The 15,057-nt window shown below is 30.8% G+C and carries 16 protein-coding genes; 13 read left to right on the top strand and 3 right to left on the bottom strand.

Annotated features, from left to right (window positions below; translation table 11 throughout):
• Nucleotides 1–2: 2 nt before the first annotated feature.
• The gene (locus TCEL_RS08810; protein ID WP_018663286.1) at nt 3–1,073 is read right to left on the bottom strand and encodes a GerAB/ArcD/ProY family transporter; all 1,071 of its coding nucleotides are present in this window, start codon (nt 1,071–1,073) and stop codon (nt 3–5) included.
• Nucleotides 1,070–2,530, bottom strand: coding sequence for a spore germination protein (locus tag TCEL_RS08805; RefSeq protein ID WP_018663284.1), 1,461 nt, complete (start codon nt 2,528–2,530; stop codon nt 1,070–1,072). Before TCEL_RS08805 ends, TCEL_RS08810 begins: the two co-directional genes overlap by 4 nt.
• A gap of 97 nt (nt 2,531–2,627) precedes the next feature.
• On the opposite strand from TCEL_RS08805, the gene TCEL_RS08800 reads away from it, so the two are divergent.
• The 3 genes from TCEL_RS08800 (at nt 2,628) to TCEL_RS08790 (ending at nt 6,712) form a co-directional block, all read left to right on the top strand.
• On the top strand, nt 2,628–4,394 hold the full coding sequence (locus TCEL_RS08800; protein WP_018663282.1) for a sigma 54-interacting transcriptional regulator: 1,767 nt from the start codon (nt 2,628–2,630) through the stop codon (nt 4,392–4,394).
• A 182-nt stretch (nt 4,395–4,576) separates the two neighbouring features.
• Nucleotides 4,577–5,869, top strand: a complete 1,293-nt coding sequence (lysA, locus tag TCEL_RS08795; protein ID WP_018663280.1) for a diaminopimelate decarboxylase — start codon at nt 4,577–4,579, stop codon at nt 5,867–5,869.
• 123 nt (nt 5,870–5,992) lie between these two features.
• The gene (locus tag TCEL_RS08790) at nt 5,993–6,712 is read left to right on the top strand and encodes a glycerophosphodiester phosphodiesterase (RefSeq protein ID WP_018663279.1); all 720 of its coding nucleotides are present in this window, start codon (nt 5,993–5,995) and stop codon (nt 6,710–6,712) included.
• Nucleotides 6,713–6,752: 40 nt separating this feature from the next.
• Here TCEL_RS08790 and TCEL_RS08785 read toward each other — a convergent pair whose 3' ends face one another.
• Entirely contained in the window at nt 6,753–7,802 is a 1,050-nt protein-coding gene (locus TCEL_RS08785) for a GerMN domain-containing protein (protein ID WP_018663276.1), read from the bottom strand.
• A 250-nt stretch (nt 7,803–8,052) separates the two neighbouring features.
• Between TCEL_RS08785 and TCEL_RS08780 the strand changes: the two genes are divergently transcribed.
• From TCEL_RS08780 to TCEL_RS08735, 10 genes are all read left to right on the top strand, one after another.
• Nucleotides 8,053–9,051 carry a 2-hydroxyacyl-CoA dehydratase family protein gene (locus tag TCEL_RS08780; RefSeq protein WP_018663274.1) on the top strand — a complete coding sequence of 333 codons (999 nt, stop codon included), beginning with the start codon at nt 8,053–8,055 and terminating at the stop codon, nt 9,049–9,051.
• Nucleotides 9,048–9,812, top strand: coding sequence for an acyl-CoA dehydratase activase (locus tag TCEL_RS08775; protein ID WP_018663272.1), 765 nt, complete (start codon nt 9,048–9,050; stop codon nt 9,810–9,812). Before TCEL_RS08780 ends, TCEL_RS08775 begins: the two co-directional genes overlap by 4 nt.
• Nucleotides 9,809–10,486 (top strand): 7-cyano-7-deazaguanine synthase QueC, encoded by a 678-nt coding sequence (gene queC / locus TCEL_RS08770; protein WP_018663270.1) that lies wholly within the window; start codon nt 9,809–9,811, stop codon nt 10,484–10,486. Before TCEL_RS08775 ends, queC begins: the two co-directional genes overlap by 4 nt.
• On the top strand, nt 10,486–10,911 hold the full coding sequence (queD, locus tag TCEL_RS08765; RefSeq protein ID WP_018663267.1) for a 6-carboxytetrahydropterin synthase QueD: 426 nt from the start codon (nt 10,486–10,488) through the stop codon (nt 10,909–10,911). The genes queC and queD overlap by 1 nt, the downstream gene beginning before the upstream one ends.
• Nucleotides 10,912–11,643, top strand: a complete 732-nt coding sequence (locus TCEL_RS08760) for a radical SAM protein (RefSeq protein WP_018663266.1) — start codon at nt 10,912–10,914, stop codon at nt 11,641–11,643.
• A 48-nt stretch (nt 11,644–11,691) separates the two neighbouring features.
• Nucleotides 11,692–11,871, top strand: a complete 180-nt coding sequence (locus TCEL_RS08755; protein ID WP_018663264.1) for a hypothetical protein — start codon at nt 11,692–11,694, stop codon at nt 11,869–11,871.
• A gap of 106 nt (nt 11,872–11,977) precedes the next feature.
• Nucleotides 11,978–12,235, top strand: a complete 258-nt coding sequence (locus TCEL_RS08750; RefSeq protein ID WP_018663263.1) for an ATP cone domain-containing protein — start codon at nt 11,978–11,980, stop codon at nt 12,233–12,235.
• A gap of 82 nt (nt 12,236–12,317) precedes the next feature.
• Nucleotides 12,318–12,893, top strand: a complete 576-nt coding sequence (locus tag TCEL_RS08745) for an anthranilate synthase component II (RefSeq protein WP_018663262.1) — start codon at nt 12,318–12,320, stop codon at nt 12,891–12,893.
• Entirely contained in the window at nt 12,886–14,214 is a 1,329-nt protein-coding gene (gene pabB / locus TCEL_RS08740) for an aminodeoxychorismate synthase component I (RefSeq protein WP_018663261.1), read from the top strand. Before TCEL_RS08745 ends, pabB begins: the two co-directional genes overlap by 8 nt.
• Nucleotides 14,211–14,972, top strand: coding sequence for an aminotransferase class IV (locus TCEL_RS08735; RefSeq protein WP_051150552.1), 762 nt, complete (start codon nt 14,211–14,213; stop codon nt 14,970–14,972). The genes pabB and TCEL_RS08735 overlap by 4 nt, the downstream gene beginning before the upstream one ends.
• Nucleotides 14,973–15,057: the final 85 nt, after the last annotated feature.

The raw sequence follows: 15,057 nt of genomic DNA, 5'->3' as shown, positions 1-15,057 counted from the left end.
CACTACCTACCTTTTATTTTTACCATTATTGCAGTAATGATGGAGTAGGTCAGGATAGTAAATACAATAATAGGTACAGATTTGCCTAGAAATACATTTCTACCATGTTCTGGTATCATAAAAATTGCAAACATTAGTATAAATGGCCATGTAATTATGCAGCTCTTCTTATATGGAATTCTTGTAAGTCTTGAAAATGTATAGGAAACAACATAATGATCACAGGCCATTATTTTTAATATCATACCACTCCATAGGAATATAAAAACTACCTTGAAATCAGATATTATGCTGACTTCTATGGTCTCCATAATAAAAAATACAGGATAATATATTTTAGTTGTAAGTTCATATCCAAGATAGTATATACAGATAAATGTTAAGAAGGTATATATAAATACTATAATTGCAGTCGATACAAATCCCGCTTTTTTAAAGTTCTTTTTGTTCACAACATAGGGCATTATGAAGAAGGATATCTCTATTCCTGCATATGAGTAAAATGAAGAGGGCACAGAGTTTAAAATATTTTCAACTGAAGAGATTATGGGCTTTATATTTAAGAAACTGCCTTTACCAATTATAGCAAGAGGAAAAAGGAATAAAATCGATGAAAAGTAAAATACAATTTCTGATAACCTCCCTATAGATTGAAGCCCAAAGCTAGCAGTATATATAATTACCAAAGAAACAAGAATTAAAACAGCATAAGGTGAAAGAAAAAAGGCTATTTCTTTGCTAAGAATGTTATAAAAACCTGCTAAAACAGAGGCTTCATATATTATCATTGTGATTAGAAAAAAAAGGAATATAATTTTAGCTATAAATTTTCCATATAACCTTTCGTTTAACTGGTAAAAGTGTGTATTATTAAAGTGTTTATAATTTAGGTATGAGCAGTAGCAAATAATTAAGGGATAGATACCACCTATTATCATGGATATCCAGCCACTCTGTTCAGCAATTTGACAGATGGAGTTTGGAGCAGACAGTATGCCTATTCCAACGACTGCACTTACTAGAATAAATATATATTGCCTTTGAGTTATTTTGTTTTCTATTACTTTACTCATATCTTTCCCTTCTTCATTTTAAGGCTTTTAGGTTTTCTTAATATTTCTTTTAATGATAATCTAACTATTGTGTCCTTTAAATCTGAAGGATTAAGGGGTGCAAAGGGTGAAAAATATGGTATGCCAAAGGAATTCATATTTATTAATATTATCACAATAAGATAAAACCCCAATATAACGCCTAAAAAACCAAAAAGTTCTGCTAATATTAACATAGGAAATCTTAAGAATCTAATTGAAAGAGCCATTTCGTAATTAGGGATTAAAAAGGATGCAATAACTGTTGTAGATACCACAACTAAAGTTGTAGGGCTAACTAGTCCAGCCTTTGTAGCAGCTTCTCCAATTACTATACCACCAACAATACCAAGTGTTTGACCAATTGGTGATGGTAGTCTTAATCCACCTTCGCGTAAAAGCTCAACAGCAATCTCCATCGTCAAAATTTCTAAGAAGGGCTGCAGTGGTATTCCAAGCCTTGAGTTATATATTACTTTAATTAGTTTTATTGGTACTAATCCAGAGCTATAGGAGAGTACAGTTAGATATATAGGTGTTGCTAAAAGCACAAGTAGAGCTGACAAAACCCTTGTAAGTCTAACAAAAACCGATGTTAAAAGCCTTTGGGAATAATCCTCAAATCCTTGAAAGAACTCTATAAACACAGCAGGTGCAATTAGGGCATATGGTGCACCTGATATTAATATTGCAGCTTTACCTTGAAATAAATCAGATACAACCTTGTCTGGTTTTTCTGTATTTTTAAGTTGTGGAAAGAAACCATAGGGGAAGTCTTCTATTAGCTGTTCTATATATCCAGTACATAAAATATATGGGAGGTTTTTAATCCTATTCATTTTAAATTTAATGGCATCTAAAACTATTGGGTCTATTATTCCGTCCATATATACTATAGCTGCATCAGTTTTGTTTTCATTTCCAAGCAACATTCTTTCAATTCTTAATTTGTTAGATTTTACTTTGTTTTGTATCAAGGCAAGATTTATTTCAATATTTTCAACAAAGGATTCACGTCCACCTCTTATAGTTTTTTCCACATTAGATTCTTGAATTTGTCTATGAGGTATATCAGATGTGTCACAAAGTATAGCTGTATTTATTTTGTCGATAAGTATCAAGCATTTACCACGTAGGAGTTCAACTGCAATGTTATCAAAGGATTTAATTATTTGGGCCTCGCTTATTGATATATAGTTTTGTGCTATATATTCTGCTGCGTTTTCTATATTTTCTATGTCCTCGTTTAGATTGTACAGGAGCGGATGAATTATGTGCATTTCAATTGATTTACGATTGCAAAGATTTGATACATAGATGATGAAGCATTTAGTTTTTTTGTTTATTAAAATTTCGCGTTTTATGAGTGTAGCACTATTTGGGAGATGTGAAATTATTTTATTTATGTTTTGATATATATTTTTGCTTAGAGGTTCCATATTTTAACACCTCTTATTTTTTACTTTAAAAATATGATTAGCTAAAATTTATAAAATTATGTATAATTCTTATAAGCAATATTTTAGGGGTGATAATATGGGTTTTGATTTTAAAGATATAATTGAAATTTCTTCAGAAGGGATTGTAATAATAAATAAAAATTTAAATATAGTTTATTTAAATAGCAAGGCAAAGGATATATTAGGTTTAAGAAATAAATACGATATTTCCCATAAAAAAGGTATTTTAGAAAAAGGCGATATCATAATAATTGGTGATACATCCTTTGGAGATGATGATGGGGGGTTAAACTCTAAGGATTTAATAAAGCTGGGATTAAATATTCAGATAAATAAAGGAGATTTCTTTTTATTTATTGGAAGATATGGTTATGGTGGTAAATGTAATTATGGAAGACCGGCTTCGGCAGTTTGTAGATTAGAGGATAAAATAAATAATAATAATTTTTTAGTTGAAATAGACTATAGCAAAAAGGTTGTAAACATAAATATAAATGGAATTAATATACCATATGAATTTATTAAATCAGTTGGACATATGGTTATACTTGATAATGATTTAAATCTTAAGTTTTATCAATCAAAGGGATATACAATAAGAGGAGAAAGCATAAGAGAGATACTATTAGGTAAGGAATTTATGGAAAAATCTAAAGATGAGTATTTTGAAATTAATGTATTAAATAGGAAAATTGATGAGGTATTTAAAGAAGGTAATATATATAATTATGTCAACAAAGTTATAACCACAAAAGAAGTTATTAAGTCAATATATGACGAAATTAATAAATTGCCTGTTAGATGTTCATTTTATAACATTGATGATTTTGTAGTTGTAAAAATAGAGGATATATCTGAAATAAAGAAATTACATCAAGAAAGGTTAGAACTTTTAAGGGAGATATCTAAATTTAGCATAATAAATAATAATTTCTATTTTGGCAAAACAAATCAAATGAAACAGATTGAAAAATATATACACCAGATTGCAAAGTTAGATGGTACTATATTACTTCTAGGGGAAAGTGGTACGGGTAAGAGTAGTCTTGCAAAACATATACATCAAATTAGCGGAAGAAAGGGAGAATTTGTTGAAATCAATTGTGGTGCTATACCAGAGGCTCTAATTGAAAGTGAACTGTTTGGATATACTAAGGGGGCCTTTACAGGTGCTTTAAGTAAGGGGAAAAAAGGGCTAATTGAATGCGCAGATGGAGGAACCGTATTTTTAGATGAAATTGCTGAATTACCATTAAATTTACAAGTAAAACTTTTAGATGTAATTCAAAACAGAAGGGTAAAACCTATAGGTAGTAATGAATATATAGAAGTAGACGTTAGGTTTATATGTGCAACTAATAAGGAAATACATGAACGTGTAAAGCAAGGTATGTTTAGAGAGGATTTGTACTATAGAATTAATGTATTTCCCATAAAGCTTCCTGCACTTAGAGAAAGAAAGGAAGACCTATATGATTTAATATATTTCATAACTAGAGAAATTTGTAATAAGTATGGAGTTCCTACTAAAAAAATATCGAATGCTGCATATTATAAGTTGTATAATTACGATTTCCCGGGAAATATTAGAGAACTTGAAAATATATTAGAGAGAGCTATAAATTTGTCGATAACAGACACTATTGAGGTTGATGATATATTACTTGATTTTACAAAAAGTGTAGAGAGAAGAAAATTAAAGGATATATTAGAGGAAACTGAAAAAAGCATTATAACAGAAGCATTAAAGAGAAATAATGGAGATAAAAAGAAGACAATGGAGGAGCTAGGCATAAAAAAATCTGCTTTTTATGAGAAGTTAAAGAAATATGATATATGCTAATCCGATTTTGTGGAACCATTCCGAAAATGTGGAATGGTTCTTTTTTATATGCATTATAGGAAAGTAAAAATGAGTATTCCGATTTTACGGAAAAATAAAATTCAAAATTATTAATTAGTTATAAGGATGTTTTGGCATTAAATTTGCATGATAATGTTTATAAATGAAATGGAGGGATAGAAATGTTTGGATATAGAGGTCTAACTATTTCAGATGATGGTATTCTTGAAATTTCAGGTGTAAGGTGTGATTATTTAGTTGAAAAATATGGAACTCCACTATATGTTTTTAATGAGGAGGAGATATTAAATAGAATAAAGGAGATTAAGGAAAACCATATAGTAAAATATGGAGGTGTCGCAGCATACGCGAGCAAGGCTTTTCTAACAAAATATATGTGTAGATTAATAAAGAGGGAAGGTCTTTGGTTAGATGTTGTATCGGGTGGAGAACTTTATACAGCAAAATCTGTTGATTTTCCGATGGAAAATATAATTTTTCATGGCAACAATAAAACTTATGAAGAATTAGAAATGGCTGTGGATTTTGGGGTTGGAAGAGTTGTTATAGATAATTTTGATGAGATAGATATTTTAGAGGATATCTTGTTAAAAAAGAAAAGAAGCATAGATGTTCAAATAAGAATAACTCCTGGAATAGACGGACATACCCATGACTTTATAAAAACAGGACAAGTAGATTCAAAATTTGGTTTTCCAATGCATGATGAAAGTGCACTACACGCAGTAAAAAGGATTTTGAATTCTCCAGCTCTTAAACTAAAGGGTATACATGCCCACATTGGCTCACAGCTTCATCAAAATAATATATATAAATTAGAGGTAGAGGTGCTTGCAAAATTTATAAGCAGCATTAAGAATTTATTTGACTATGAAATAGAAGAAATAAACTGTGGTGGAGGGTTTGGTATATACTATACAGAAGGAGATAAAAGACTTTCTATTAGCTATTTTACAGATGTTATTCATAAAGCAGTTGAAGAATGCTTTAGTAGATATAACCTAAGAAAGCCTACTGTTTTCATAGAGCCTGGTAGATGGATAGTTGGAGAAGCAGGTATTACTCTATATAGAGTTGGATCTATAAAGGATATAAGAGGTATAAGAAAGTATGTTAGCGTAGATGGTGGAATGACAGATAATATAAGAACAGCTTTGTATTCTGCAAAGTATACTGCTGTTCCAGCAAATAAGCTAAATAATAAAGATGAAGAACAGGTTACTATCTGTGGTAAGTGTTGTGAATCAGGAGATATATTGATTAAAGATATTAAATTACCAAAGCTTGAGAGAGGAGATATAATAGCAGTCTTAAGTACAGGAGCCTACAATTTTTCAATGGCTAGCAATTATAATAGAATTCCAAGGCCAGCAGTTGTTATGGTAAACAGAGGCCAAGATGTGTTAATTGTAAAAAGAGAAACGTATGAAGATATTATAAAAAATGATTTATAAGTTAACAAGCTCCAGGATAGAAGATGCAAATCTATCATGGAGCTAACTTATTGTAAAAAATGGATCGTACATAGAGGATTTTTTATTTTTTTGAAGAATAATAAAAATAAGGGGGTGGGTTATTTGATTAATTTTGCTCACAGGGGTGCAAGTGGTCGCTATCCAGAGAATACAATACTTGCTTTTGAAAAGGCACTTGAATTTGGAGCAGATGGAATAGAGACTGACGTTCAGATGACAAAGGATGGTATATTAATCCTAATGCATGATGAGATGGTAAATAGAACAACAGATGGTATAGGATTTGTTAAAGATTATACCTTCAGTGAAATAAAGAAGCTTGATGCAGGTTCATGGTTTTCAAAAGAGTATCTTAATGAAAAGGTTCCATCTGTAGAGGAGCTACTTCTTCTTGTTAAGGGGAAAAACGTGGTAGTTAATTTTGAAATTAAAAATTCTATAATTGAGTATGAGGGTATTGAAGAGAAGTTATTAGACTTAATATATCGTTATGGCATGCAGAAAAATGTAATTATATCAAGTTTTAATCATTATTCTGTTGTAAAGGTAAAGAAATTAGCTAGTGAAGTAAAAACAGGACTTTTATATATGGAAAATCTATATTGTCCTGAAAAGTATGCAAAATATGTTGGGGCAGATGCACTTCATCCATATTTTTATTCTTTAAGTAGAGATGTTGTAAATCAGGTTAAAAAAGAAGGAATTATGATAAACACCTTTACAGTTAACGATACAAACTACATGAAGTATTTAATAAGTATAGGTGTAGATGGTATAATGACAAATTATCCAGAGAAATTAAATAAACTTATAATTAAATAAAAAAGAGGCAGTGTAAAAAGAGAGGCATATTGGAGCCTCTCTACTTTATTTCATATACATTTTTATAGTCAACATAGAATACCTCATTTTCAGTTATTGCAATATGGCCTGATTCGTATGGTTTTCCTTCTACTGAAATATATACCTTATCAACATTGTAGTAATTACCAAGGGTGTTAACAAGGCTTTGAAGTATCATTGATTCAAGGGATGAACCTGCATTCATTTCTTGAACAAATTCTTTACTAACATCTATATAGACTTTATTTTGGCTGTTATTTAAATACAGCTTGTTTATTTTGGTATTTTTTGAAAATACCTTATTCAACTCCTCCTTTGGAGGATTTTTTAAATAGCTTTCTATTATTTTGTCTATATTTTCATTTGTCTTTAGAGATATCTTTTCCTCTTTAAATGCTAGCTTTTCTTTATTGAAATCTGGATAGTAGAATTTTATTGTTTGAATATAGGGAACATTTTTTTCTATCTTTTCAAGGTTTGTTTCAATAGTGGTTGAACCAGTTTTAAAAACAGTTTTTACATGTCCTAATTCTTTAACATAATAGTCGTATAATTTATAATCGTTGCCTTCTGTAATAACTTCTACTGCGGTATACTCTCCGCTTGGAGTTGATATTTTAGCTTGAGTATTTGATATATATCTTTTAAGCCCATCTTTAGTAGTCCAAGAAGTTCCATTTTCTATAGGTTCCTTAAGTAATACATCATAGGATGTGTTTTGGGTGTTTAGTAAGTTCTCTCTATAGTAATATTCTTCTCTTGATGATATTAATCTTAATTCTCCATTTTTGATTTCATAAATCTTTGCAAGCGTTGTTCCAGGGGTTATATCCCTTATTTGAATTCTATCTCCAGCAATATAGTCAACATAAGTTTGATGTTCAGCAAATTCATTTCCAATACCTTGGTACTTCATATAAACATTTTCATTAAATGGGAATAAATCTTTAACTGTTAGTTTTGTAGGTTCATTTGGTTTGTTTTCTGTAGGCTTAGTCGTTTTAGCACAAGATGATAATATCAAAACGCTTGAGATTGCAGTCATAAATAACATTTTCCATTTTTTCATAATATCCCTCCATTCTTTTCTAATTATATTATACACCCATGGAGGGTAAAAAAACCATAAACATTGATTACAGAAAAATTAAAAATTATTATGTTTACTTTTTATTTTAATATGATATACTAACATAGGAAAATTAAATAGGACAGTTCGTGACCATCCTGTCCTTAAACAAAACTACGGGCCTTTACTGCGGGCATATGCAGTTTTTAAGGGGCTGGTAGCTCCTTTTTTGATTTTTTGGAGGTGGAATATGAAAAAGATTGGAATAACAACAACAGTACCTCAAGAGGTTTTAATTGCAGCAGGATATAAAGTAATTGACTTAAATAACATATTTGTTACATCAAATAGCTACATGGAGTATATAGACATAGCTGAGAAAGATGGCTTTCCAAAGAGTATGTGTGCATGGATTAAGGGACTTTATGGTGTTTGTGTAAAGGAGGGCATAGAAGAGGTTGTAGGAGTAATAGAAGGGGATTGTTCTAATACTAGGGCTTTAGTTGAAGTTTTAAGGTTAAAGGGGATTATGGTATATCCATTTGCATATCCAAATTCACACAGACTAGAAGATGTAAAAAAATCTTTAGATGATTTTATGTATATTTTTAATGTTAAAAAATCAGATGTTGAGGATGTAAGAAGTAGGCTAAATAAAGTAAGGGAGCTTTTAATTGAAGTAGATAATTTAACAGTAGAAGGATATGCAACAGGTTTTGAAAATCATTTATATTTAGTATCATCTAGTGATTTTAATGGTGACTATATAGAATTTGAAGCTATGTTGAGACAGAAGATCAAAGAAATAAAAGAGAGAGAAAGAAGGGAATATGATGTAAAACTTGCATATATTGGAGTTCCACCTATGATGGGAGACATATATGATTACATGGAAAGTATAGGAGCCAAAATAGTATATAATGAAGTCCAAAGGGAGTTCTCCTTTCCAAGATTTAAAGAAAATAAAGACATATATGATCAATACTATGATTATACCTATCCTTACGATATTGAATTTAGACTTAAGGAAATAAAAAAGCAGATTAAAGAGAGAAAAATAGATGGAGTTATACATTACACTCAAGCCTTCTGTTATAGAGGTATTGAGGATATAATAGTAAAAAGCAAGTTAGATGTGCCTGTTATAAACATTGAGGGAGACAAATTAAATGAACTTGATGCAAGAACAAAATTAAGGCTTGAGGCATTTGTGGATATGCTAAAGGATAGAAAGGGATGGAGAAGGTGAGGATACTTGGAATAGATTTAGGAAGTAGAGAAGTAAAAATAGTTCTTTATGAAGATGGTAATATAGTTAAGAAAAATAAAATAAGCACAATGAGGTTTTATAGAGACTTTTGTATAAAGGATAATGGGTTAATTGTAGATAGGGAAAAACTAGATATGGGGTATTTTGATGTTGGAGTTTCAACAGGATATGGAAGAAACAATATAAATCTAAAGGATTTTACTCCAATTAATGAGATAAAGGCACATACTTATGGTGTAATATTTCAAACAGGACTTGAGGATTTTATTTTACTTGATTTAGGTGGACAGGATGTAAAGGTTGTAAAGGTTGAAAAGGGTGTAATTACGGACATAGAACTTAATGATAAGTGTGCAGCATCCTGTGGAAGATATTTAGAAAATATGGCAAACATTTTAGAGGTTGATTTAGACTATATGACAAAATTTTATAAAGATCCTGTTGAACTAAATTCAACCTGTGCAGTTTTTTCGGAGTCTGAACTTATAGGGAAAATTGCAGAAGGGGTTCCGATTGAAAGACTTTGTGCGGGTGTGAACTATTCTTTATATAAAAGGTTAAGCCCAATGCTTACAAGGTTTAAGTCAAATAGAATAGTTCTATCAGGTGGAGCATCGCTTAATAGTGCATTAATTGAATATTTAAAAGGGGATTATAAAGAAATAATAACTTTAGATGATGCACAATTTAATGGTGCAATAGGATGTTGTTATTATGGAGAAAGGATGGGATTAAAATGAAAAAGGCTGTTGTACTTCTATCAGGAGGATTAGATTCTACTACTGCATTATATCTTGCAAAATCACAAGGATTTGAAGTCTATGCAATATCCTTTGACTATGGACAAAGACATGATAAGGAACTACAATGTGCTAAAAATGTAGCAGAGGCAGCAGGTGTAAAGGAACATATAATAGTTAAAACAAATATGGACGCTTGGGGAGGTTCAGCCTTAACTGACAAAAACATTGATGTTCCAGAGGGTGATGTAAATAGAACTGATATACCAATAACCTATGTTCCAGCAAGAAATATGATATTTTTAGCCTTTGCAGCCTCCTATGCAGAAAAGATTGGAGCACAGGATATATTTATAGGCGTAAGTGAAGTTGACTATTCAGGATATGTTGATTGTAGACAGGAGTTTTTAGATGCAATGGAACAAGCAATAAACAAGGGAACTGTTTGTGGTGTAGAGGGTAGAAAAATAAAAATAAACGCACCATTTATAAATATGACTAAGGCAGAGGAGATTAAGCTTGGAATGGAACTTGGGGTTGATTATTCTCTAACTTGGTCCTGCTATAAAGGGGAAGATAAGGCCTGTGGAGTATGTGATAGTTGTCTTTTAAGGCTTAAGGCATTTAAAGAGGCAGGATTTGAGGATCCAATTGAATATAAGGAGGAAAAATAATGCTTAGTGTATCTAAAGAATTTACCTTTGAGGCTGCACATATGCTATCTGAACACGAAGGGGAATGTAAAAATCTACACGGACATAGCTATAAATTGATAGTGGAAGCTACAGGAGACATTCAAAATGGAATGATTATTGATTTTAAGGATTTAAAGAACATTGTAAAAGAGACCATTATAGATAAAATAGACCATTCATTTATCTACTATAATAGTTCAAAGGATGATGTAGAACACAAAATAGCAGAGGTTTTAAAAGGGTCAGGAAAGAAGATATTTGAGGTTAATTACAGACCTACTGCAGAGAATATGGCAATGCACTTTTATAATATTTTAAATGATAATCTAAAGGATAAAGGATTAAAGGTTGTATCTATAACACTTTATGAAACCCAAAAGAGCTTTGCAAAGGTGGTAGGATAATTGAAGAGGGAAAAGTTTTTAGATGAAAAAATACCTATGGTTGAGATATTTAACAGTATATCTGGAGAAGGTATAACAAGTGGGTTTTTAACAACATTTGTAAGAGTATATGGCTGTAATTTAAGGTGTAGCTATTGTGATACAAAATACAGCTATGATGGAGAATACATTCTAATGACACCAAGTGATATATTAAAAGAGGTAAATAAGTTTAACTGTAGGAGAATTATTGTAACAGGTGGAGAACCTCTTGAGGAGGATAAATTAAAAAGATATATTCCAATATATCTTACACAAAATGGTTATGAGGTTAGAATTGAAACAAATGGAAGTGTAAAACTATATAATGAAGAAGAAATTTTAGAGTTCACAGGTTCCAAAGAAAGAAAAAATCTATTTTATACATTAGATATAAAATGTCCCTCCTCAAATATGGATAAATTTAATATATTTGAAGAAAACTTTAAAAGGCTGATTTTAGGTGATGAAATAAAGTTTGTTGTGGGAAATGTAAAGGATTTAGATTACTCAATGCAGGTAGTAGAGAAATATAAAGAATATTTTAAAGGGGTTACATTAAACTTTTCATCAGTGTTTTCTAAGGTAGAACCAAGTCAAATTGTAGATTATTTAAAGGCAAAAAATAAATTTTTTATGGAAAACAATTTAGATGTAAGAGTAAATATTCAACTTCATAAAATCATCTGGGATAAGGATAAAAGGGGAGTATAAATAGAGGGTTTTTTAGGGAAAATAATAGTGATTGAGAGGAGGGGTTTTATGGCAAGTAGAGAACAACTAAAAGCAGTTGCAGCATCTTGCATGAAATATCAAGCAGAAGGATTTGTATCTTCAGCAGGAGCAGTTGATAAGAGCTGTGAAAACTGTGTAAACTTTGATGGTTATAAGTGCACAGTAAATGCCTTTGATAAGGTGTTATCAGGACTAGATCAAGGATAATTAAATAACTCACGCAAGACAAATAGTCTTGTGTGAGTTATTTAATTATTGAAAAATTCAGAAAAATAATATAATATTATATAATAAGGGTATAAGGGGTGATAATGTGAAGGTTATAAAAAGGGATGGCAGCCTACAGGATTTTGATATTGATAAGATAATAAAGAGTATACAAGCAGCTTCAGATGATATTGGGGAACCACTAAATGAATCAGATTTGCATAATATTGCAAAGGATATAGATGGTGAACTAAAGGGGCTTGGGAAAGATGAGGTTTCCTTTGAAATAATAAGAAGAATAATAGTAGATACGTTAAACAGAGAAGGTTTTAAGGATGTTGCGAAGGCATATTTAGAATATTAGTTTATTAAATAGCTGTCACATAGGTGGCAGCTATGTATTTTTATGTTAAAATTAAATTAAATATAGCTTAAGGGAGGATATTATGGTTTTAATAATAGATAACTACGATTCATTTACATATAACCTATACCATTATTTTTTAATATTAGGAGAGCAAACAATAGTTAAATCTAGAGATGAAATAACTATAGATGATATTGAAAAACTAAAACCTGATTATATTGTTTTATCTCCAGGACCAGGAAGACCAGATGAATCTATTTTATCTTTAGAAATACTTGAAAAATACAAAGGTAGAATACCAATACTTGGAGTGTGCCTTGGACATCAATGTATAGGGCATTTCTTTGGTGCAAAGGTTATAAAGGGAAAAAGTCCTGTACATGGAAAGGTTCACAAAATATTTCACGAGGGAAAGGGTGTATTTAGGGGATTAAAGAGCCCTTTAAATGTAACTAGATATCATTCTTTAGTAATAGATGAAAAAACGCTGCCAGATTGTCTTGAGGTTACTGCAAGAACTGTAGACGGAGAGATTATGGGGGTAAGGCATAAGGAGTTTGATATTGAGGGAGTGCAGTTTCATCCTGAAGCAATTTTAACAGAAAATGGACTTGAAATGCTTCAAAATTTCCTAAGGAGGAGCAAAAATGATTAGACTAGACTACAAGTTGGATGTCTTTAAACTTTATAATGTACTTATAGATTTTAATCCACAACTTTTAGAAAGCAGTTTTATGGTTAAGGATACAGGAGATTATTCTATTTTATGTTTTAAGCCCCAATACAGCATAACCTATTTAGATGGTAAAACATCTATTGATTATGGAGATAGAATTGAAATAGTAAAGGAACCTCCTTTGAATGTTTTAGATGAAATTATAAAAGGAAATAAAGGGCTTGGAACAGGGCTTGTTTTTGATGGAGGACTTGTTGGGTATTTGTCCTATGACTTTGGTGAAGAGATCATGGGAATAAAAAGTAAAGACAACTCTCCTATAAAAATACCAAGCATCTATTTTGAATACTTTGAAGACTTTATAATTGTAGATAACAGAAATAATATTACATATGTAGTTACAGATGATAAGGATATTATAAATAAAATTAAAGATATTAATTATATTGAGCCTGACGAGGATATAGATGTTAATCTAAAGTCTAATTTTGAGTTTGAAGAGTACTGCAGGGCAGTTGAGAGGGTTAGAGAGTATATAAGGTGTGGTGATGTATATCAGGTAAACATTTCACATCAGTTCTATGGAAGGGGCAAATTAAATCCAATATATATCTATTCAAAATTTAGAAGGGCAAACTATGGTCCCTACAACGCACTAATAAGGGTTAAGGATAAATACATACTATCAACTTCTCCAGAGCAGTTTTTAAGAAAAAGAGGAGATTTAATAACCACAAGACCAATAAAGGGAACTGTAAAAAAGGTTGAGGATAAAAAGGAAAACGAAAGGCTAAAGAGGGAACTTTATGAAAGTGAAAAATGCCGTTCTGAACTATTGATGATTATAGATTTAGAGAGAAATGATTTATCAAGAGTATGCATACCAGGTACAGTAAGGGTTGAAAGTCTATTTGATGTTGAGGAGTATTCAACAGTAAATCACCTTGTTTCAACTATACAGGGGAAGTTATTAAAGGATGTTGGTTTTAAAGAGATAATAGAAGTTATGTTCCCAGGTGGCTCTATAACAGGTGCTCCAAAACTTAGATCTATGGAGGTTATAAATGAGATTGAAAAGGTAAATAGGGGTATTTATACAGGTTCAATAGGATACATTTCAAACAACGGAAATATGGATTTTAACATTGCCATAAGAACAGCTGTTATGGATAAAGAAAATATTATATACAATGTAGGTGGAGGAATAGTGTGGGATTCTAACCCAGAAGATGAGTATGAGGAAACCCTCCATAAGGGAAGAGCAATTTATAACTCCCTTGTAAAAGGAGGAGCAAGATGATGGATCTATTCGATAGGGGAGTAGCCTTTGGGCTTACTCCTTTTGAAACATTATTGGCATATAAAGGAGAAGTTTTTTTTATAGATGAACACTTCAAAAGGCTTAAAAGAAGCTTAAAAATACTTGGGGTAAAGAATGAGCTAACTTTTGAGAAATTTAATAGAGAGGTATATAGTTCGATTAAAGGAATTAATCATCCTATTGTAATAAAAGTCATTTTTATTGAAGGAGACATAAAAATAAAACTTAGAGAACCCTCCTATACCAAAGAACAATTTAAAAGAGGCTTAAATCTTTCTATTTCAAAGGAACGGAAGCCAAAGAGCATTTTAAATCATATAAAAACATTTAATTATGGCCAAAACTATATTGAGGATTTAAGGGCTAAAAAGAAAGGTTATGATTCCTGCATATTTTTAGACTACAGAGGATTTATAAGCGAGGCAGCCTATGGCAATTTATTTTTTATAAAGGATAGCCTAGTTTACACTCCAAGTATTACCTGTTCAATCCTTCCAGGTATTATTAGAAAAAAATTAATAGAACATTTGAAAGTAAATGATGTAGAAGTTGTAAAAACAAATATCACTTTAGACGAACTTAAATATTTTGAGGCAGCTTTTTTTACAAACAGCGTTGCAGGAGTGTTTCCCATATCAAAAATAGGCGACACCACCTTTTCAAAAAGTGCCACCCAGGTGAAATGTGAAATTAAACAATTTATGGAAAAATATTTTTCTTGCTGGTCAATACATTAAAATAAATCACCATATGTAGTATATGTAACTATATATGGTGATTTATTTTACGGTTAATTTATATAAAAAGCTTATCAAAACAACA

The sequence above is a fragment of the Thermobrachium celere DSM 8682 genome, from assembly GCF_000430995.1.
GTDB lineage: Bacteria > Bacillota > Clostridia > Clostridiales > Caloramatoraceae > Thermobrachium > Thermobrachium celere.
The sequence above is the reverse complement of the archived record's forward strand: the minus strand, read 5'-3'. Positions and strand labels throughout refer to the sequence as shown.